The 19628-nt window shown below is 68.4% G+C and carries 21 protein-coding genes and 2 pseudogenes; 9 read left to right on the plus strand and 14 right to left on the minus strand.

Annotation, left to right across the window (positions count from 1 at the left end):
* Nucleotides 1–30: 30 nt before the first annotated feature.
* A pseudogene (locus F3J10_RS26400) lies at nucleotides 31–132 on the plus strand (Phenylacetic acid catabolic protein); the annotation flags it as partial.
* Here F3J10_RS26400 and argB read toward each other — a convergent pair.
* Nucleotides 115–945: pseudogene (argB, locus tag F3J10_RS26405) on the minus strand (acetylglutamate kinase); the annotation flags it as partial. The pseudogenes F3J10_RS26400 and argB overlap by 18 nt on opposite strands.
* A gap of 248 nt (nucleotides 946–1193) precedes the next feature.
* Between argB and F3J10_RS26410 the strand changes: the two are divergent.
* The 3 genes from F3J10_RS26410 (at nucleotide 1194) to F3J10_RS26420 (ending at nucleotide 3453) form a co-directional block, all read left to right on the plus strand.
* The gene (locus tag F3J10_RS26410; RefSeq protein WP_167243351.1) at nucleotides 1194–1556 is read left to right on the plus strand and encodes a cysteine-rich CWC family protein; all 363 of its coding nucleotides are present in this window, start codon (nucleotides 1194–1196) and stop codon (nucleotides 1554–1556) included.
* A gap of 2 nt (nucleotides 1557–1558) precedes the next feature.
* A complete protein-coding gene (locus F3J10_RS26415) occupies nucleotides 1559–2845 on the plus strand; it encodes an ATP-binding protein (protein ID WP_036052934.1) in 1287 nt (428 codons plus the stop codon).
* 65 nt (nucleotides 2846–2910) lie between these two features.
* Nucleotides 2911–3453, plus strand: a complete 543-nt coding sequence (locus tag F3J10_RS26420) for a response regulator transcription factor (protein WP_013699716.1) — start codon at nucleotides 2911–2913, stop codon at nucleotides 3451–3453.
* Nucleotides 3454–3548: 95 nt separating this feature from the next.
* Here the strand turns inward: F3J10_RS26420 and hslU are convergent, their stop codons facing one another.
* The 8 genes from hslU to dapF form a co-directional block, all read right to left on the minus strand.
* Entirely contained in the window at nucleotides 3549–4892 is a 1344-nt protein-coding gene (hslU, locus tag F3J10_RS26425) for an ATP-dependent protease ATPase subunit HslU (protein ID WP_013699715.1), read from the minus strand.
* A 10-nt stretch (nucleotides 4893–4902) separates the two neighbouring features.
* A complete protein-coding gene (hslV, locus tag F3J10_RS26430) occupies nucleotides 4903–5439 on the minus strand; it encodes an ATP-dependent protease subunit HslV (protein WP_013699714.1) in 537 nt (178 codons plus the stop codon).
* Nucleotides 5440–5739: 300 nt separating this feature from the next.
* Entirely contained in the window at nucleotides 5740–6156 is a 417-nt protein-coding gene (gene dksA / locus F3J10_RS26435) for an RNA polymerase-binding protein DksA (RefSeq protein WP_013699713.1), read from the minus strand.
* Nucleotides 6157–6827: 671 nt separating this feature from the next.
* On the minus strand, nucleotides 6828–7940 hold the full coding sequence (locus tag F3J10_RS26440) for a GTP-binding protein (protein WP_167243352.1): 1113 nt from the start codon (nucleotides 7938–7940) through the stop codon (nucleotides 6828–6830).
* A 164-nt stretch (nucleotides 7941–8104) separates the two neighbouring features.
* Nucleotides 8105–9358: a class I SAM-dependent rRNA methyltransferase gene (locus F3J10_RS26445; protein ID WP_167243353.1), complete on the minus strand. Its 1254-nt coding sequence runs from the start codon at nucleotides 9356–9358 to the stop codon at nucleotides 8105–8107.
* Nucleotides 9359–9417: 59 nt separating this feature from the next.
* A complete protein-coding gene (xerC, locus tag F3J10_RS26450) occupies nucleotides 9418–10338 on the minus strand; it encodes a tyrosine recombinase XerC (protein WP_036034691.1) in 921 nt (306 codons plus the stop codon).
* 11 nt (nucleotides 10339–10349) lie between these two features.
* Nucleotides 10350–11084: a DUF484 family protein gene (locus F3J10_RS26455; RefSeq protein ID WP_167243354.1), complete on the minus strand. Its 735-nt coding sequence runs from the start codon at nucleotides 11082–11084 to the stop codon at nucleotides 10350–10352.
* 45 nt (nucleotides 11085–11129) lie between these two features.
* Nucleotides 11130–11996 (minus strand): diaminopimelate epimerase, encoded by an 867-nt coding sequence (dapF, locus tag F3J10_RS26460; protein ID WP_166916006.1) that lies wholly within the window; start codon nucleotides 11994–11996, stop codon nucleotides 11130–11132.
* Between the two features lie 371 nt (nucleotides 11997–12367).
* Between dapF and F3J10_RS26465 the strand changes: the two genes are divergently transcribed.
* Together F3J10_RS26465 and F3J10_RS26470 are read left to right on the plus strand one after the other, a co-directional pair.
* Nucleotides 12368–12646, plus strand: coding sequence for a type II toxin-antitoxin system RelE/ParE family toxin (locus tag F3J10_RS26465; RefSeq protein WP_013699707.1), 279 nt, complete (start codon nucleotides 12368–12370; stop codon nucleotides 12644–12646).
* Complete coding sequence (locus F3J10_RS26470) at nucleotides 12598–12960, plus strand: HigA family addiction module antitoxin (protein WP_323637566.1); 363 nt, start codon at nucleotides 12598–12600, stop codon at nucleotides 12958–12960. The genes F3J10_RS26465 and F3J10_RS26470 overlap by 49 nt, the downstream gene beginning before the upstream one ends.
* Nucleotides 12961–13084: 124 nt before the next feature.
* Here F3J10_RS26470 and F3J10_RS26475 read toward each other — a convergent pair whose 3' ends face one another.
* Nucleotides 13085–13969: a lipid A biosynthesis lauroyl acyltransferase gene (locus F3J10_RS26475; RefSeq protein WP_013699705.1), complete on the minus strand. Its 885-nt coding sequence runs from the start codon at nucleotides 13967–13969 to the stop codon at nucleotides 13085–13087.
* A gap of 279 nt (nucleotides 13970–14248) precedes the next feature.
* On the opposite strand from F3J10_RS26475, the gene metK reads away from it, so the two are divergent.
* Nucleotides 14249–15433, plus strand: a complete 1185-nt coding sequence (metK, locus tag F3J10_RS26480) for a methionine adenosyltransferase (RefSeq protein WP_013699704.1) — start codon at nucleotides 14249–14251, stop codon at nucleotides 15431–15433.
* Between the two features lie 213 nt (nucleotides 15434–15646).
* On the opposite strand, the gene F3J10_RS26485 is transcribed toward metK, so the two are convergent.
* On the minus strand, nucleotides 15647–16003 hold the full coding sequence (locus F3J10_RS26485) for a hypothetical protein (protein WP_013699703.1): 357 nt from the start codon (nucleotides 16001–16003) through the stop codon (nucleotides 15647–15649).
* A gap of 326 nt (nucleotides 16004–16329) precedes the next feature.
* Between F3J10_RS26485 and F3J10_RS26490 the strand changes: the two genes are divergently transcribed.
* Nucleotides 16330–17169 carry a phytanoyl-CoA dioxygenase family protein gene (locus F3J10_RS26490; protein ID WP_240155715.1) on the plus strand — a complete coding sequence of 280 codons (840 nt, stop codon included), beginning with the start codon at nucleotides 16330–16332 and terminating at the stop codon, nucleotides 17167–17169.
* Nucleotides 17170–17270: 101 nt separating this feature from the next.
* On the opposite strand, the gene F3J10_RS26495 is transcribed toward F3J10_RS26490, so the two are convergent.
* On the minus strand, nucleotides 17271–17477 hold the full coding sequence (locus tag F3J10_RS26495; RefSeq protein ID WP_013699701.1) for a DUF3185 family protein: 207 nt from the start codon (nucleotides 17475–17477) through the stop codon (nucleotides 17271–17273).
* A 196-nt stretch (nucleotides 17478–17673) separates the two neighbouring features.
* Here F3J10_RS26495 and mgrA point away from each other — a divergent pair, with 196 nt between their 5' ends.
* Entirely contained in the window at nucleotides 17674–18717 is a 1044-nt protein-coding gene (gene mgrA / locus F3J10_RS26500) for an L-glyceraldehyde 3-phosphate reductase (protein WP_025100316.1), read from the plus strand.
* A gap of 91 nt (nucleotides 18718–18808) precedes the next feature.
* Here the strand turns inward: mgrA and F3J10_RS26505 are convergent, their stop codons facing one another.
* Nucleotides 18809–18994, minus strand: a complete 186-nt coding sequence (locus F3J10_RS26505; RefSeq protein WP_013699699.1) for a hypothetical protein — start codon at nucleotides 18992–18994, stop codon at nucleotides 18809–18811.
* Nucleotides 18995–19137: 143 nt separating this feature from the next.
* Nucleotides 19138–19628, minus strand: a 491-nt coding sequence (locus F3J10_RS26510) for a DMT family transporter (RefSeq protein WP_167243356.1), incomplete at its 5' end; no start/stop codon positions are given.

Raw genomic sequence — 19628 nt, forward strand, 5'->3', positions numbered from 1 at the left:
TACCACGAGCATCACGCGCGCGAATGGCTGATCCGGCTCGGCGACGGCACCGAAGCCTCGCATCGCCGCGCGCAGGCGGCGCTCGACTATTTGATGCCCTATACCCGCGAATGCTTTGCCGTCGACGATGTGCACCGACTTCACGCCGCTCTTGGCCGCGTCCAGCGCCGAGGAGATCTTCGGCAGCATGCCGCCCGAGATCGTGCCGTCCTCGAACAGCGCGTCGATCTCGCGCGCCGAGAGGTCGGTCAGCAGGTTGCCTTCCTTGTCCATCACGCCGGGGATGTTCGTCATCATGACGAGCTTCTCGGCGTTCAGCACGGTGGCCAGCTTGCCGGCCACCAGGTCGGCGTTGATGTTGTACGACAGGCCGTCCTCGCCGAAGCCGATCGGCGAGATCACCGGGATGAAGGCGTCGTCCTGCAGCGCCTTGACCACCGCCGGGTTGATCGCCTCGACCTCGCCCACCTGGCCGATGTCGATGTACTGACCCGGATTGTCGCGATCCGGCATCATCAGCTTGCGCGCGTGGATCAGGCCGCCGTCCTTGCCCGTGAGGCCCACCGCGTGGCCGCCGAAATGGTTGATCAGGGTGACGATGTCCTGCTGCACCTCGCCGCCGAGCACCCACTCCACCACTTCCATGGTTTCCTCGTCGGTGACGCGCATGCCCTGGATGAAGGTGCCCTGCTTGCCGATCTTCTTGAGGGCGGTGTCGATCTGCGGGCCGCCGCCGTGGACGATCACCGGGTTGATGCCGACCAGCTTCAGCAGGATCACGTCGCGCGCGAAGCCCTGCTTGAGGCGCTCTTCCGTCATCGCGTTGCCGCCGTATTTGATCACCACGGTCTTGCCGTGATAGCGACGAATGTACGGCAGCGCTTCCGCGAGGATTTCGGCTTTCAGCGTGGGAGCGATCTGCGAGAGGTCGATGGGATCGGACATGGCTCGGACTCGGGTTCGGGGCGGTTGAAACGTGAAGCGGGACGGCGAAACACGGCGAATTGTACACAACTGGCGCAGTGCAGCATGCGGTTTTTGGGCATTTTCGGCCATTCGGACGAAGCTTGCGCCAGCCCTGTTTCGATGCGGTTTTTGTGCGACAAAAGGGCGCGATCAGCGGGGCGCCGCTGAGGCAATCGCGGGCCGGCGCGCTATGCTTGTCGGATTGTTCCCCAGCCATCCGCGCGACGATGCCACGACCCGCCGCAACCGCCGTTCCAGCCAGCCGCAGTGCGCGGCGCGCCTGCTCGGGCTCCTGCCCGAACTGCGGCGCCGCGTTCGACTGCGGCGCGCCGAAGGCGGGTTCGGCGGCTGGCGCTTCGGCCGGTGCCGAGCCGTTCGTCTGCTGGTGCGCGGCGCTGCCGCCGCTGCGGCCCGCGGCCGATGCGACGGCGGGTTCGGCCCAGGCACCCCAGGCGACCGGCGCCTGCCTCTGCCCCGAATGCCTGGCTGCCGCGCTCGCCGAGCAGGCCGCCCGCGCCGCCGGCATGCCCGCCGCGCCGCTCGAAGAGACGCCGGCCGCTCCCGCCCCACGGAGTAAACTGCGCCGATGATGATGCAACGAATCACCACCACCGGCCGCGTCAACCTCGGCAACCTGTTCTGGCTGCGCACGCTCGCGATCATCGGCCAGCTCGTCACGATCGCGGTCGCCCAGGTGTTCTTCGGCGCCAACCTGCCGCTGCCCGCCATGCTCAGCGTGATCGCGCTGGAGGTGGTGTTCAACGCGCTGACCTGGCTGCGCGTGCTGCGCGCCCGCCCCGAAACCAACTTCGAGCTGATGGGCCAGCTGTGGGTCGACATCGGCGCGCTCTCGGCCCTGCTGTTCCTCTCGGGCGGCACCACCAATCCCTTCGTCTCGCTCTACCTGCCCTCGCTGGCGATCGCGGCCGCGGTGCTGCCCTGGCACCTGATGGTCTGGCTGGCGGCCTTCTCGGTGGCCTGCTATTTCGCGCTCGGCTTCAATTCGGTGCCGCTCAACCTCGACAATCCCGCCAACCTGTTCGACTACTACCGCGCCGGCCAGGGCGTGAACTTCCTGGTCTCGGTCGGCCTGATCGCCTGGTTCGTGGCGCGCATGTCGAATGCGCTGCGCCAGCGCGACGCCGCGCTCGGCGAGGCGCAGCAGCGCCTGCTGCGCGACGAGCGGGCGGTCGCGCTGGGCGTGCAGGCCGCCACCGTGGCGCACGAGATGGGCACCCCGCTGTCGACCATCGCGATGCTGACCGAGGAGCTGCGCGACGCGGCGCGCGACGATCCGGGCCTGGCGCGCTACGACGCCGACCTCAAGGTGCTCGACGAGCAGATGACGCAATGCACCTCGGCGCTGGCGCGGCTGCGCAGCCGCGCCTCGGGGCCGGCCGCGCGCGAGAGCCTGGCCACCTGGCTCGACACCTTCGGCCGTCACTGGCGGCTGCGCCATCCGCATGTCGAGTTCGAGCAGATCGGCGCGGGGCCGGCCGGCCTGGAACTCGAGGATACCGTCGCGGTCGGCCAGATCCTCACCATCCTGCTCGACAACGCGGCACGCGCGAGTCGCGATCGCGTGACCCTGCAGGCGCGGCTCGCGCGGCAGGGCGAGCGCGACACGATCGTGTTCGAGGTGGTCGACAACGGCCCCGGCATCCCGCCCGCGCTGCGCGAATCGCTCGGCACCGCGCCGGTCGACAGCACCCAGGGCGGCCATGGCGTCGGCCTCTACCTGGCCTTCAGCGCGGCTTCGCGGCTGGGCGGCACGATCGAGCTGGCCGACGCCGCGCCGCGCGGCACGCGCGCCCTGCTGCGGCTGCCCGTGACGCGCCAGGCCGCGAGCGCGGACCCATCGGCGGGGCTGATCGCCTGAGCGGCCCGCCCGTGCCGCCTCGCCCCGCCACCGCTTAACCATACGCTGACCCGAAGGAGAAAACGATGAGCGACAACCACTTCCTCGTCATCGACGACAACGAGGTATTTGCCGGCACGCTGGCGCGGGGCCTCGAGCGTCGCGGCTATCTCGTCCAGCAGGCGCATACGCGCGATGCGGCGCTGAAGCTCGCGAGCGCGTCGAAATTCGAGTTCATCACGGTCGACCTGCATCTCGGCGAGGATTCGGGGCTGTCGCTGATCGCGCCGCTCTGCGACCTGCAGCCCGATGCGCGGATCCTGGTGCTGACCGGCTACGCGAGCATCGCCACCGCCGTGCAGGCGGTCAAGGACGGTGCCGACAACTACCTGTCCAAGCCCGCCAACGTGGAATCGATCCTCGCCGCGCTGCAGACCAACGCCAGCGAGGTGCAGGCCGAGGACGCGCTGGAGAACCCGGTGGTGCTGTCAGTCGACCGGCTCGAATGGGAGCATATCCAGCGCGTGCTGGCCGAGAACAACAACAACATCTCGGCGACGGCGCGCGCGCTGAACATGCATCGGCGCACGCTGCAGCGCAAGCTGGCCAAGCGGCCGGTGCGGCAGTAAGCGGCCGGCGCCGGCGGCAGCGCCGGCGCGGCGCATGAAAAAAGGGCGGCCCGCTCGACGCGGGTCCGCCCTTTTTTTCATTCCTGCGGCGTTTTTTACAGCACGTAGCGCGACAGGTCCTCGTCCTTCGAGACCTCGCCGAGCGCGCGGTCGACATAGGCCGCGTCGATCGTCACCGCCTCGCCGGCGTGATTGCCGGCCGCGAACGAGACGTCCTCGAGCAGCTTCTCGATCACGGTATAGAGGCGGCGCGCGCCGATGTTCTCGGTCTTCTCGTTGACCGAGAAGGCGATCTCGGCGAGGCGCCGGATGCCGTCATCGGCGAACTCGAGCTGCACGTCCTCGGTGGCGAGCAGCGCCTGGTACTGCTTGACCAGGCTCGCGTCGGTGGCCACCAGGATCGACTCGAAATCCTTCACCGACAGCGAATCGAGTTCGACGCGGATCGGGAAGCGCCCCTGCAGCTCGGGGATCAGGTCGCTCGGCTTGGACAGGTGGAAGGCGCCGCTGGCGATGAACAGGATGTGGTCGGTCTTGATCATCCCGTACTTGGTGTTGACCGTGGTGCCCTCGACCAGCGGCAGCAGATCGCGCTGCACGCCCTGCCGCGACACTTCCCCGCCGCCGCCCTCGTTGTTGCGCGAGGCGATCTTGTCGATCTCGTCGAGGAACACGATGCCGTTCTGCTCGACGTTCTGCACCGCGCGCGTCTTCACTTCCTCGTCGTTGAGCAGCTTGGCGGCTTCCTCGTCGCTCAGCAGCTTCAGCGCTTCCTTGATCTTGACCTTGCGGCGCGTCTTCTTGCCGCCGCCGATGTTCGAGAACATCGAGCGGATCTGCTCGGTCATCTCTTCCATGCCCGGCGGCGCCATGATGTCCATGCCGGCCTGCGGCTGCTCGATGTCGAGCTCGACCTCCTTGTCGTCGAGCGCGCCCTCGCGCAGGCGCTTGCGGAAGGTCTGGCGCGTGGCGTTGTTGTCGTCGTTGGCGGTCTCGCTGTTCGAGCCGAAGCCCACCGCGCGCGGTTGCGGCAGCAGGATGTCGAGGATCCGGTCCTCGGCCTGGTCCTGCGCCTTCGAGCGCACCTTGCGCATTTCCGATTCGCGGGTCTGCTTGACGGCGATCTCGATCAGGTCGCGCACGATGCTGTCGACGTCGCGCCCGACGTAGCCGACCTCGGTGAACTTGGTGGCCTCGATCTTGATGAAGGGCGCGTCGGCCAGCTTGGCCAGGCGCCGCGCGATCTCGGTCTTGCCGACGCCGGTCGGCCCGATCATCAGGATGTTCTTGGGGGTGATTTCCTGGCGCAGCGGCTCGGCCACCTGCTGGCGGCGCCAGCGATTGCGCAGCGCGACGGCCACCGCCTTCTTCGCCTTGTGCTGGCCGATGATGTGCTTGTCGAGTTCCGAGACGATCTCGGCAGGGGTCATGGTGCTCATGTCGGCGTCCTTACTCGATCGTTTCGATGATGTGGCTGTGGTTCGTGTAGATGCACATGTCGCCGGCGATGGTGAGCGCCTTCTTGACGATCTCGCCCGGCGACAGCTCGGTGTTCTCGGCCAGCGCGCGCGCGGCCGCCTGGGCGTAGGAGCCGCCCGAGCCGATCGCGCAGATCCCGCCTTCCGGGTCGAGCACGTCGCCGTTGCCGGTGATCACCAGGGTGGTGGTCTTGTCGGCCGTGATCAGCATCGCCTCCAGGCGGCGCAGCATGCGATCGGTGCGCCAGTCCTTGGCGAGTTCGACGGCGGCGCGCGTCAGGTTGCCCTGGTGTTTCTCGAGCTTGGCCTCGAAACGGTCGAGGAGCGAGAAGGCGTCGGCCGTGCCGCCGGCGAAGCCGACCAGCACCTGGTTGTTGTAGATGCGGCGCACCTTGCGCGCGCCGCCCTTCATGACGATATTGCCGAGCGTGACCTGGCCGTCGCCGCCGAGCGCGACCTGCTCGCCGCGGCGCACGGAGACGATCGTCGTGCCGTGATATTGCTCCATCTGCGTTCCTTCAGAGAATCCGGGGAGGACGCGGGGGTGCGGGGCACCGCCGCCCTGGCGACGCGCGGCGCGGCCACCGGGGCGCACCGCGCGTATTGCAGACATGTTAGGGCAGCCGAGGCGATATCAAGAGCGGGAATGCCCGAAGCGGGGCGGCGCGGGCGCCGGCGGCCGGGGCTGCGGACAGGCGCAAGGCCGGCCGGGCAAGGCGGGCGGCCCGAAAAACAAAAAGCGCGCGGCAAGCCGCGCGCTCTGTCGAAGCAGCGTGAGGTGGCGCGGGAAGCGGCCGCGCCGGGCGGATCAGTCGCCGAACAGCTTCTGGCGCAGCTCGCGGCGCTCCTGGGCTTCCAGCGAGAGGGTGGCCGTCGGGCGCGCGATCAGGCGCGGAATGCCGATCGGTTCGCCGGTTTCCTCGCACCAGCCGTAATCGCCGGAATCGATGCGCGCGAGCGACTGCTGGACCTTCTTGAGCAGCTTGCGCTCGCGGTCGCGCGTGCGCAGCTCGAGTGCGTGTTCCTCTTCGATCGTCGCGCGATCGGCAGGATCCGGCACGATCACCGTTTCACGCAGGTTCTCGGTCGTCTGGCCCGCATTGCGGAGGATTTCCGCCTGCAGCTGTTCGAGTCGATTTTTGAAGAACGCGAGCTGATCGTCATTCATGTAATCCTTCTCGCTCATCTTCAGGATTTCGGCTTCGGTCAAGAGTTTGTTCGTCATCTGCTTGCTTCTTCAATGTGCGGCAAATCGCGAGATATTGCCCGCACTTTGGGATTACCCGCAACGGCCTTTGTCATGGTTTGCCAATCATTTGCCGTTGTCGGGGCCGAAAGCCTCCGGTACCGTTAGCCCGGTACCCCTGGTCCGGCCCGCTCGCGCCGTGACGCGATCCGCGGTGCTTCCCGCGCCCGGCCCGAAGCCGGCTTGCGGGGGCGATGCCGGTGTTGCCCGGCGAGTCATGCAAGAACCGGGCCTGTTACTGCCGCCATCCAGTGGGCACGTATTGTAACTGAATCGCTTCGCCGCTCCGCATCAGGGGATTCCACCGCCGTGCCGCCCCGATATCCTAAAAATATAACCTGCAAAGCGCGAAAAAGCGATGACGGGATCAAATCGTGTGCCTGCCCGGCCGGTGCGGCGCGAACCGAAGGATGCGCGAGGCGGGAACAGGGGGCGGCGAAGGGATGGCGGCAGGCTGGCCGGCGAGCGGAAGGGTGGCCCGGAATCGGCCAGGGATCAGCCGCGAAAGCGCGCGGCGCCGATGCGCCAAACGGTTGGCGCGAGCGTGGCGCGGGCGACCTGCGTGGGCGACCAGGTTACGCGGCGCGAACCCGCCGCGGCACGGGCCGGCCGAACCAGCCGCGCACGGCGGCAGGCCCGGCCCGGCGCGATCAGGCGAGGCAGGCGTCGAGGCCGTCGGTGATCAGGTCCTGCGGCAGGTCGATGCCGATGAAGACCATCTTGTTGGTCTTCTTCTCGATCGGCATCCACTTGCCGGCCAGGTCGCTGCCCATCATCTGGTGCACGCCCTGGAACACCACCTTGCGGTCCACGCCCTTCATGTAGAGCACGCCCTTGTAGCGCAGCAGGCGCTCGCCGTAGATCTGCAGGATGCCGCCGAGGAAGTCCTCGAGCTTGGTCGGATCGAAGGGGCGGTCGTTGCGATAGACGAAGGACTTGATCTTGTCGTCGTGGTGGGCGTGGTGATGGTGGTGGCCGTGACCATGCTCGTGGTCGTGCTCGCAATGGCCGTGGTCGTGATCGCAATGGCCGTGGTCGTGATCGCAGTGCGCATGGTCGCCGTGGTCATGGCCGTGGTCGTGACCGTGATGCGCGTGGTCGTGCTCGTCCTCGACCAGGAAATCCGGATCGATCTCGAGCTTGGCGTTCAGGTTGAAGCCGCGCAGGTCGAAGATTTCCTTGATGTCGGCCTGGCCGAAGTCGACCTGGCGGATCGCCGCCTTCGGGTTCATGTGCATCAGGCGGTGCTTGAGCGAGGCCAGCGCCGCCTCGTCGACCAGGTCGGCCTTGGTGATGAACAGGCGGTCGGCGAAACCGACCTGGCGCTGCACCACCTCGTGCTCGTCGAGCTGGGCGTTGGCGTGCTTGGCGTCGACCAGGGTGATGATCGCGTCGAGCAGGAAATCGTCGGCGATCTGGCTGTCGATGAAGAAGGTCTGCGCCACCGGGCCCGGGTTCGCCAGGCCGGTGGTCTCGATCACCACGCGGTCGAAATCGAGCTTGCCCTCGCGCTTGCGCGCGGCCAGGTCCTCCAGCGCGCGGGCCAGGTCGCCGCGGATCGTGCAGCAGATGCAGCCGTTGCTCATCTGGATGATCTGCTCGTTGCTGTCCTGCACGAGGATCTCGTTGTCGATGTTCTCTTCGCCGAACTCGTTCTCGATCACGGCGATCTTCATGCCGTGCTGTTCGTTCAGGATGCGCTTGAGCAGGGTGGTCTTGCCGCTGCCGAGGAAGCCGGTGAGGATGGTGACTGGGGTGGCCATGTCGATCGCCTTGGTTCGTGAAACGGGGTCAAAACTGCCGGAATCTGGGTGCCGCGCCGGCCTGCCGGCGCGCACGCGGAACCACCTATTGAAACATAGTTGTCAAGCGCCCGCGCCCCGGCCGTTCGGCCGGGGCGCGTCGCGGCAATCCCAGATCGGGGCGCTCAGGCGATTTGCAACAGCAGGCCCTTCAGGTATTCGCCTTCCGGGAAGGCCGTCAGCAGCGGGTGGTCGACGCCCGCGCCGAGCCGCTTGAGGATCCGCGCGTCGACGCGCGCGTCGGCCGCCGCGCCGGCCACGATCTTCTGGAACAGGTCCATGTCGATCGCGCCCGAGCACGAATAGGTAAACAGCAGGCCGCCCGGGCGCAGCAGGCGGAAGCCGCTCAGGTTGATGTCCTTGTAGGCGCGCGCGGCGCGATCGACGTGCTCGCGGGCCGGCGCGAACTTGGGCGGATCGAGCACCACCAGGTCGAAGCGCTCGCCCTCGTCGGCCAGGCGCCGCAGGGTCTTGAACGCATCGGCGTCGAGCCAGCTGGCGCGGGCCGGGTCCAGGCCGTTGGCGGCCACGTTGCGTTGCGCGAGCGCCAGCGCGTCGCCCGAGGAGTCGATCGACACCACGCGGCGGGCGCCGCCGGCCAGCGCGGCCAGCGAGAAGCCGCCGGTGTAGCAGAAGCAGTTCAGCACTTCGCGCTCGCGCGCGAGCTGGCCGACCAGGGCGCGATTGTCGCGCTGGTCGACGTAGAAGCCGGTCTTGTGGCCGTTGGGCACGTCGACGTGGTAGCGCACGCCGTTCTCCCGCGCGATCAGCGTCGGCGGCGGCGCATCGCCGGCCAGCACGCCGGTGACCTGCTCCAGGCCTTCCTTCTGGCGGATCGACACGTCCGAGCGCTCGTAGACGTTCGGGCAGCCGGTGGCCGCCGTCAGTGCCGCGACGATCGCCTCCTTCCAGGCCTCCACGCCGGCCGCCATGAACTGGCAGACCAGCTGGCCGCGGCGCTCGGCCGAGGGCGGCGTGGCCGCGGGCGACTGGCCGACGGGCAGCTCGGCCGGCAGGCCGTCGGCCACGTAGTAGTCGACGATCAGGCCCGGCAGGCCGTCGGCCTCGCCGAACACCAGCCGCACCGCCTCGGTGTCGCTCACCATCGCCTGGCGATGGGCCACGGCGCGCTGCACGCGGCGCTTGAAGAAGGCGTGGTCGATCGGCTCGGCCTCGTCGAAGCTCCAGACGCGCACGCGGATCTGCGATTCCGGGCTGAACGCGCCGCGCGCCAGGAAGCGGCCGTCGTGCGAGCGCACCAGCACGGTGGCGCCGGCGGCGGGCTTGCCGTCGACGCGCTCGATCGCATTGGCATAGACCCAGGGATGGCGGCGCAGCAGGGATTTGTCTTTCGACGGCTTGAGCGTAACGGTATGCATGTCGGTATCGAATCGGGCCGCGTGGGGCACGCGGCGGGGCAAGGAGGGCGCGGCGCGCGTCAGTCGCGCTTTTTCGCGCGCGGATGCGCGCTGTCGTAGATGCGCGCGAGATGCTGGAAGTCGAGCGAGGTATAGACCTGGGTGGCCGAGATGCTGGCGTGGCCGAGCAGCTCCTGCACCGCACGCAGGTCGCCGCTCGACTGCAGCACGTGGGTGGCGAACGAGTGGCGCAGCACGTGCGGATGGACGTTGGCGGGGATGCCGGCCACCAGGGCGGCGCGCTTGACGCGCTCGCGCACCACGCCGGGCGACATGCGCTTGCCGCGCGCCGAGAGGAACAGCGGATGCGGATCGGCGCGCACCCAGCCCGCGCGTACCGCGAGCCAGGCGTCGAGCGCCTCGAGCGCCTTGCGCCCGACCGGCACCTTGCGTTCCTTGCCGCCCTTGCCGAGCACGCTGACCTCGGCCTGCTCGCGGTCCAGCCAGCTCGCCGAGCGGTAGCCGTCGGCCTGCGTGTAGTGCACGTCGAGGCCGACCAGCTCGGCCAGGCGCAGGCCGGAGGAATAGAACAGCTCGAGGATCGCGTGGTCGCGCAGGCCCTCGGGCGTATCCGGGAACGGCGACTCCATCAGCGTGTTGGCGTCGTCCACCGACAGCGCCTTGGGCAAGGTCTTCGCCCGCTTGGGCGCGCGCACCGTGGCCACCGGGTTGGCCGGCATCTCCACGCGCAGCGCGTACCAGCGGTAGAAGGCGCGCCAGGCCGACAGCCGGTGCGCGATCGAGCGCGCCGACAGGCCGCCGGCATGCGCGCGCGCCACCGCGCCGCGCATGTCGGCCGCGCCCAGGCTCGCCAGCGGGCGGCCGTCGGCGAACGCGAGCAGCGCGTCGAGTTCGTGCGCGTAGCCGCGCAGCGTGTGTTCCGAGAGCTGCCTGACGTGCTGCAGGTACGACAGGTAGGCAGCGATCGGATCGTCGGTCATGGCGCGCTCGTTCAGTGCGGCAGCAGGCGCGTGAGCGCGGCGCTGGCCAGCGCGCCGATGCGCGTCAGGAAATCGGTGCCCATGCCGTCGTGGAAGCGGCGCGGATCGGGCGAGCCGAGCACCAGCAGGCCGAAGCTGGGGGCGCCTTCCCCGGCTTCGGGGGCGCGCAGCGCGATCAGCGCGATCGATTCGGCCGCGCCCGAGGGCCGGGCGCCGGCCTCGGCAGCCTCGGCGCCTTCTGCCAGGGCCGCGGCCGGCTGCGCCTCGACCGGCGCCAGCCATTGCGCCGCCTCGAAGCCCGAGTTCGCGCCGCAATAGGGCGTGGCCAGGCTGTTGGCGAACAGCCGTACTTCCTCGCCGACGTTGCGCGCGAATTCGGCCTGCGCGTAGGTATCGGCGACGTCCCAGATCCGCAGCGCCGTCTGCGGCACGTCGAACACCTCGGCCAGCCCGCCCGCGATCGCGCGCGGCAGCGCATGCGCGTCGCGCTCGGCGATCACGCGCGAGATCCAGTGGTTGAACTTGGTCGACAGGCCGTCGTTCTCGTGGCCGTAGCGCAGCAGCTCGGCGAGCCGCCGCTCGAGCAGCTTGTTCTTGTCGCGCAGCATCTCCATCTGCCGTTCCTGCAGGGAGATCGCGGCCTTGCCGTGCGGGTTCGCGAGCTTGACCGAGGCGAGCAGCTCCGCGTGGCGCGCGAAGAATTCGGGGTTGGCCAGCAGGTAGTCGGCGACGTCGCGTTCGTTCATAAGGCGTCAGGGTTCCGGTGCGCTTGGGGTTCGGGGGCGTGGCGGTCAGTCGGCCAGTTCGATGGCGCCGTCGAACACGGTGACGGCGGGGCCTGCCATGTAGAGCGGCGCGGCCTGGTCGCGCGCGCCGTCCCAGTGGATCGTCAGGGTGCCGCCGTGGGTCTGGACGGCCACCGGCGAATCGAGCAGGCCGCGCCGGATCCCGGCCGCGACCGCGGCGCAGGCGCCGGTGCCGCAGGCGAGCGTCTCGCCGGCGCCGCGCTCGTAGACGCGCAGCTTCACCTCCCGGCGCGAGACGATCTGCAGGAAGCCGGCATTGACGCGCTGCGGGAAGCGCGTGTGGCGTTCGATCACCGGGCCGTCTTCCAGCACCGCGAAGGCCTCGGCGTCCTCGACCAACTGCACCGCGTGCGGATTGCCCATCGAGACCACGGAGATCCAGCGCGTCGCGCCGTTGACCTCGAGCGGGTAGACGGTATCGGCGCCGTCGCGGCGGCCCTCGAGCCCGGCCGCGTCGAACGGCACGCGGGCCGGCTCGAACACGGGCGAGCCCATGTCGACCACCACCTCGCCGTTGTCCTGCATGCTCAGCGTGATCACGCCGTGCTTGACCTGCACGCGCACCGTGGTCTTGTCCGTCAGGCCCTTGTCGCGCACGAACTTCACGAAGCAGCGCGCGCCGTTGCCGCAATGCTCGACCTCGCCGCCGTCGCAATTGAAGATCCGGTACTTGAAATCGACGCCGTCGAGGCTCGGCCGCTCGACCAGCAGCAGTTGGTCGGCGCCGATGCCGAAATGGCGATCGGCGAGTGCGCGCACGCGCTCGGGCGTGAGGCCGAGATCGCCGGCGGTGCCGTCGAGCACGACGAAGTCGTTGCCGGCGCCTTGCATCTTGGTGAACGGAAGTTTCACGGTGTTCCAGGTTTGCCTGTCGAAACGGGACTGGGTGGGCCTGGGCGGCCCCGCCGCGCGGTTCGCGAACACGCGCGCCAGCCTGAGCGTGAATGATACATGGAGTGCCGGCCGGCAATGGGGGGCGGGGTGGACGCGAGGGACGGCGCGGCCTTTTCGCGGCGACGCCTGGCCGGATGGCCAGCGCGCAGGGGGCGAGCGATTACGAGATGGCTGGACACGCACAATGGCCGCTCTTGGCCGTTGACTCGGGACCATGGCGTTGCGTATAGTGTGGCTGCTCGCTGCACACGCGGCCTGGACAAATTCCTTCGTTCCCCGATGAATGGCCGCCGGCGATGGCGCCGGCACGGACATAGATCGGGAGGTCCATGATCAAGTCGTGGCGTCACAAGGGTCTTGAAGCGTTTTTCCTTTACGGCAGCAAGGCAGGTATTCGGCCCGACCATGCGTCGCGGCTTCGGCGTCAGTTGATGCGCCTCGATATCGCCTGTTGCGCGCGGGACATGAATCTCGCCGGGTGGCGGCTGCATGCGCTCGGCGGCGAGCTGGGCGGGTATTTCTCCGTCAGGGTCAGCGGCAACTGGCGGCTGATCTTCGCATTCGACGGCGAGGACGCGATCCTCGTCGACTACCTGGACTATCACTGACCGACAGGGTTCGCGACATGACGCGCATTTCCAATCCACCACATCCCGGCGAAACGCTGCGCGAAGACGTGCTGCCCGCGCTCGGCCTGACCGTCACCGAGGCCGCGGCCCAGCTGGGCGTGACGCGGGCCGCGCTGTCGCGCGTGCTCAACGGCCGGGCCGCGATCTCGCCGGAGATGGCCTTGCGCATCGAGGGCTGGCTCGGCATCGAGAACGGCGGCCGGGCCGATCTCTGGCTCGCCGAGCAACTCGCCTACGATCTGGCGCAGGCTCGCGCCAAAGGCATGCCCAAGGTGATTCGGGCTCGCGCCTGAACCCTGGTCCGCAGCGCGGGGCAACCCCAAACGACGAAGGCCGGGATTACCCATCCCGGCCTTCTTGCCTTGCCCGGCCGATTCGTCCGACCAGCGCGGGGTCGCGCCCCGTCGCGCGCGACGCTCAATAGAACCCCGGCTCGCCCGGCGGCCGCGTCTTGAAGCGCTTGTGCACCCAGTAGTACTGCTCCGGCAGCAGCGGGATCTGCTCCTCCAGGAAGGCGTTCATGCGGCGCGCGTCGAGATCGTCGTCGCCGGTCGGGTAGTGATCCCAGGGCTTGAACACGCGCAGGCGATACCCCTTGTAGTTCGGCAGCACCTCGCCGATGAAGGGCACTACCTGCGCGCGCCCGGTCTTGGCCAGCCGGCCCACGGCCGTCAGCGTGCAGGTAGGAATCCCGAAGAAGGGCACGAAGGTGGAATTGCGCACGCCGTAGTCCATGTCGGCGCCGAGCATCACCGGCTTGCGGTCGCGCAGCCAGCGCAGCACGATGCGCGCGCTGTCGGCGCGGCTCGCCATCTCGGCGTCGAAGCGGCCGCGCGCGCGCTTGGCCTCGGCTTCCAGCAGCGGGTTCGAGAATGGTTGGTACAACGAACCGCAGGTGCGTTGCAGCGAGCGGTTCAGCCAGATCGAGCCGGCCTCGATGCCGACGAAATGCAGGCCCAGGAACAGGGTGGGCGGCAGGTCCGGATCGGTCAGGTCGATCGCGCTGTCCACCTCGATCAGCCTGGCGAGCTTCTTCTCCGAGCCGAACCATTGCACGCTGCGCTCGACGTAGCTGCGAATCGCATGACGAAAGTGCCGGCCGGCGATTTCCTCGCGCCGCGCCTCGCTCCACTCGGGAAAGCAGAGTTTCAGATTCGTATGTACGATGCGTTTTCTCCGGCTCGGGATGCGATAGAGCAGCCAGCCGAGACCATCGCCGAAGCGGGCCGTCACGCCATATGGAAGCAGCGCGAACAGCTTGAGCAGCAGCAACGCGAATTGCGTTCCCAGGCGCGCTAGCATGCGCGGCCCCGCGCTGCCGCGGCGGCGCGAAAGGCCGGCGAATAAAGAAATGAATTCAGAATGAGGATCGGCGGAAACACCACGGCGCTCTTGTGTGACAAAGGGAGAAAGCCGATATAATACGGGCTTCGCCGAGTTAACTGACAACTTGCGGGGCGAAGCCGGACGGGTCTACCAGGCTCATCCGGACCAAGGAATCCGCTAAAGCGTCGCCACTTCAACAAGCAACCGAAGCTGGCTACGTGAATGCAACCGTAACCACCAAGGAGCTTGAACAAAGTGGCAAACGACTTCTTCTTCACGTCCGAATCCGTTTCCGAAGGCCATCCGGACAAGGTCGCCGACCAAATCTCCGACGCGATCCTCGACGCCATCCTCGCGCAAGACAAATACTCCCGCGTTGCCGCCGAAACGCTGTGCAACACGGGTCTGGTCGTGCTCGCGGGTGAAATCACCACCACCGCGAACATCGACTACATCCAGATCGCGCGCGATACGATTCGTCGCATTGGTTACGACAACACCGACTTCGGCATCGACTACAAGGGCTGCGCGGTGCTGGTCGCCTACGACAAGCAATCGCCGGACATCGCGCAGGGCGTGGACCGCGCGCACGACAACAACCTCGACCAGGGCGCGGGCGACCAGGGCCTGATGTTCGGTTACGCGTGCGATGAAACGCCGGAACTGATGCCGCTGCCGATCTACCTGTCGCACCGCCTGGTCGAGCGCCAGGCCAACCTGCGCCGCGACGGCCGCCTGCCCTGGCTGCGCCCGGATGCGAAGTCGCAGGTCACGGTCCGCTACGTCGACGGCAAGCCGCACGCGATCGACACCGTGGTGCTGTCGACGCAGCACGCGCCGGACATCGACCTGCCGCAACTGCGCGAAGCCGTGATCGAGGAGATCATCAAGCCGACGCTGCCGGCCGAGCTGATCAAGGGCGACATCAAGTTCCTGGTCAATCCGACCGGCCGTTTCGTGATCGGTGGCCCGCAAGGCGATTGCGGCCTGACCGGCCGCAAGATCATCGTCGACACCTACGGCGGTGCCGCACCGCACGGCGGCGGCGCGTTCTCGGGCAAGGATCCGTCCAAGGTCGACCGTTCGGCCGCCTACGCGGGCCGCTACGTCGCCAAGAACATCGTCGCCGCGGGCCTGGCCTCGCGCGCGCTGATCCAGGTTTCCTACGCGATCGGCGTGGCGGAACCGACCTCGGTGATGGTCAACACCTTCGGCACCGGCAAGGTGTCGGACGACACGATCACCAAGCTGGTCCGCGAGCACTTCGACCTGCGTCCGAAGGGCATCGTGCAGATGCTGGACCTGCTGCGCCCGATCTACGAGAAGACCGCCGCCTACGGCCACTTCGGCCGCGCCGAGCCGGAATTCACCTGGGAAGCGACCGACAAGGCGCTCGCGCTGGCCGAAGCGGCCGGCGTCGAACCGGCTGTCGCGGTCTGAGCGTTGCGCTGCGCCGTCCCTGACGGCAGATGAAAAAACCCCGGCCTGGCCGGGGTTTTTTATTGCCCGTCGCGGGTTCGGACGAGGGCGCGAACGAGGGGCGCGGGCAACAGGGCAGGAACACGCCCACCGCCGCCAAGACGATCGGTATGAGGAATGCCGCGCAGGCGGCGTGCCCGGCGGCGGTCCGGGCCGTTGGCCCGGAGCCGTGCTTCAGCGTGCGCCGAACGCGAACCAGCCGGCGCTGGCCGACAGGCGGCGCGGGCGATTCACGCGCCGGCGGGGGCCGTTGGCGCGGCGCAGCGTGAGCAGGCGCAGCGAGGAGGGCTTGCGCAGCAGCGCGGGCAGGCCCAGGCGGCGCGCGCTCGCGTGGGCGCGCATGGTGGCCAGGAACGCATGCAGCCAGCTGCGCAGGCCGCCCAGGCGCGGCGCGGCCGGCGTGATCGCGCGGTTCGCCAGCGCGCGCGTGCGGGCGTGATGGTGGCGCAGCGCACGGACGATCCGGCGGGGTTCGAGCGGGGCGAGACGCTTGGCGGCGCGGTTCAGGCGGGAGGTGAGACTGAAGGACATGACGGTGTGACTTGGCTCGTAAAAGTGCCGGATCGGCTGCGCGCAGTCGCGCGACCGGCTTCCGACACCTGAGTGAATGGGCCCCAGGCAAGGTGCCGCTGCATGGTAGCGGATGCCAAAATAGGCCGCGCCGGTCGAAATGACAGGCGCCGCCAGCCTACCGGCGATCCGTGACGCCCAGAAGTCGAGACAACCCTGATTCCGGCCCACGGGCGGCGCGGCACGCGCATCGCCGGGTTAGTCGCCCGGGCCGCGCGACAGTTCCGCGCTCCGGCGCCCCGCCATGCTGCCGCGCAAGCCGGCCCGACATATCCCTGTCGCCGACAATGCCGGGTTCCGGATCAATCCCCGCCGTCTTACAATCATCGATTCATAAAAACGACATCGAGCCACCCATGTCCTCATCGCAGTCCGAGATGATTCGCGCGCAAATCGCCGACTTGCGCGAGCACGGTTACGTGATCGCCCGGGGGCTGGTCGCGCCCGAGACCTGCGCGGTGCTGAAGGCCGTCGCCGAGCGGCAACTGCGGGAGGCCGCCGAGCCGCTCGAGTTCGAGGCCGACCTGCGCTACCCGGGCGCCCCCGAATCGAAGGACGCGCCGGGCGGGCGCACCGTGCGGCGCCTGCTCGACGCCCACTCGCGCGCGCCCGAGTTCGCCCAGCGCGCCACCGCCCCCGAGATCGCCGCCTGGATGCAGGCCTACTTCGGCGAGACGGCGCTGCTCTCGCGCGTGCATCACAACTGCATGATGACCAAGCATCCGATGTACGGCAGCCTGACCGGCTGGCATCGCGATTTCCGCTACTGGGCCTTCGAGCGCGCCGATCTGGTTTCGGTATGGCTCGCGGTGGGCGCCGAGACGAATACCAACGGCGCGCTGTGGCTGGTGCCCGGTTCGCATACGGCCGAGTTCGGCGCCGAGGCCTTCGACGAGGCGAAGTTCTTCCGCGGCGACCTGCCGGCCAATCGCGCGTTGATCGATCGCGCGGTCTGCCCCGAGCTGAGCCCCGGCGACGTGGTGTTCTTCCACTGCAACACGCTGCATTCGGCCGGGCAGAATCGCAGCGACCAGGTGAAGTTCTCGCTGGTCTACACCTATCACGCCGAAAGCAATCGCCCGCTGCCGGGCTCGCGCTCGGCCTCGAAGCCCGACGTTCGGCTCTGAGGCGCGAGCCGGCGACAGGCGCCATGCGAAAACGGGCGGCCGATCCAGGATCGGTCGCCCGTTTTTCGTTTCGACGCGCGACAGGCGCGTACCTGTCCTCCTCAGCGCCTGCCGCCCGGCATCGCCAGGCCGATCAGCCCGGCCAGCATCGCCACCGTGCCGCCCGCGATCAGCAGGATCGTCTTGGTGGCGGGCGAGCCGGTGAACAGTCGCGACAGGCTGTCGTTGAACGAATGGAAGGACTGGCCGCCGAAATACAGCAGCACGATGCCGCCGACGATCAGCGCGACCGAGATCGCTCGGGTCATGGTTTTCCTCGCTGTAACGAATCATCAGGACGCCGCAGTGTAGGTTAGCGGCGCGATCGCGTCCATGCCGTCGCGACGACGCTGCGCGAACGCGTCGGGCCCGCTACCATGGGCGGCTCGCGTTTCCCGTCCGCCCGGCCGCGTGCTCCACGCGCAGCGCCGGGCGGCCTTCTTCGACTCGACAGGGGATTCCTCGATGGCCTACGAAGCAGCATCCGAACGCTATGCCGACATGCCGTACCGCACCTGCGGCAAGTCGGGCCTCAAACTGCCGGCCTTGTCGCTCGGCCTCTGGCACAACTTCGGCGATACCACGCCGCTCTCCACGCAGCGCGAGATCCTGCGCACCGCCTTCGATCTCGGCATCACCCACTTCGATCTCGCCAACAACTACGGGCCGCCCTACGGCAGCGCCGAGATCAACTTCGGCCGCCTGCTGAAGGAGGATTTCCGCCCCTATCGCGACGAGCTGCTGATCTCGACCAAGGCCGGCTGGGACATGTGGCCGGGCCCCTACGGCAGCGGCGGCGGCTCGCGCAAGTACGTGCTGGCGAGCCTCGACCAGAGCCTCGCGCGCATGGGCCTCGACTATGTCGACATCTTCTATTCGCATCGCTTCGACGCGCATACGCCGCTGGAGGAAACCGCCGGCGCGCTGGCCACGGCGGTGAAGCAGGGCAAGGCGCTGTACGTGGGCGTGTCCTCGTACTCGGCCGCCAAGACGCGCGAGATCGCCCGGCTGCTGGCCGAGGAGCGCGTGCCGCTGCTGATCCACCAGCCCGCCTACAACCTGCTGAACCGCTGGCCCGAGCGCGAGCTGTTCGACGCGCTCGACGAGACCGGCGCCGGCAGCATCGCCTTCACGCCGCTCGCGCAGGGCCTGCTGACCTCGAAATACCTGAACGGGATTCCCGACGATGCGCGCGTCAACAAGCCGGGCGGCGGCTCGCTGAAGGCCGAGCACCTGAGCGCGCAGAACATCGAGCATGTGCGCAAGCTCAACGAGATCGCCGCGCGCCGCGGCCAGAGCCTGGCGCAGATGGCGCTGGCCTGGGTGCTGCGCGGCAATCGCGTGACCTCGGCGCTGATCGGCGCGAGCCGGGCCGAGCAGGTGCGCGAGAACGTCGGTGCCTTGAAGCGGCTCGACTTCACGGCCGAGGAACTGGCCGAGATCGATCGTTACGCGACCGAAGGCGGGATCAATCTGTGGGAAAAGCCGTCCACCGACCAGGAGATCTGATCGAGGCTCGCGCCTTTGCGGCGCGATAAAGGCTGGAGGCGACGCGCGCCGGGCGCGCGTCGTCGATTCATCGAGCGTTCAGCCGGTGCCGCTAGATCAGCGCCGGCAATCCCTCGACCAGCAGCAACGCGACGCCGACCCCGAGCGCGGCACCCAGCACGCGCAGCACGTTGTGCCGGATGTTGTGCGTGCCGCACGGCACCGCGCCGAGGAACAGCGCACCGGCCAGCGCCATCGGAATCAGAAGGATGAAATCGCCGATCGTGAAGTAGCCCATGTTCGTCTCCCGTCTCGATCTGTCATCCGCGCGTGATTCGCGCGCGGTTGATTCGAGTATAGGTAAGGAAACGCCGAATTTCGCCTTCCGGATTGTTGCGAATCCGAAGAAACACCTCCCGGCAACGATCGGCGCCCACGGTTTCATGTTTCGCTTTCCGAAGTATTTCCACGAGCTTTCATTTGCCGCAGCGCACGATCGGGTGCATGCCGGAACACCAGCACCAGGCCGCCGAGGATCGCGGCCATGCCGAGCATCTCGAGCCGGCCCGGCAGGTGGCCGAAGCCGATCGCATCCATCAGCGTGGTGACCACCGGCACCAGGTAGAACAGGCTCGTCACGTTGACGGCGTCGCCGTCGCGCATCAGCCGGTAGAACAGCATCTGCCCCGCCACCGAGATCACCAGGCCCAGCCACAGCACCGCGATCAGCAGCGCGGGGCTGGCGTCGAAACGCAGCGCCGCGCCGAGCGATCCGCCCGGCGCGAGCGGCAGGCAGGCCAGGCTCATCGCCAGGCCGATCGCGGTCTGCATCGCCAGGCCATCGGCCGGCGCCACGCCGCTGCGCTTCTGCAGCAGCGCGCCGGCGGTGATCGCCAGCAGCGCGGCCAGCGCGATCGCCGCGCCGCCCGCCG

Source organism: Burkholderia sp. Cy-637, assembly GCF_011753175.1.
In the GTDB taxonomy this organism is placed as follows: Bacteria; Pseudomonadota; Gammaproteobacteria; order Burkholderiales; family Burkholderiaceae; genus Burkholderia; species Burkholderia gladioli.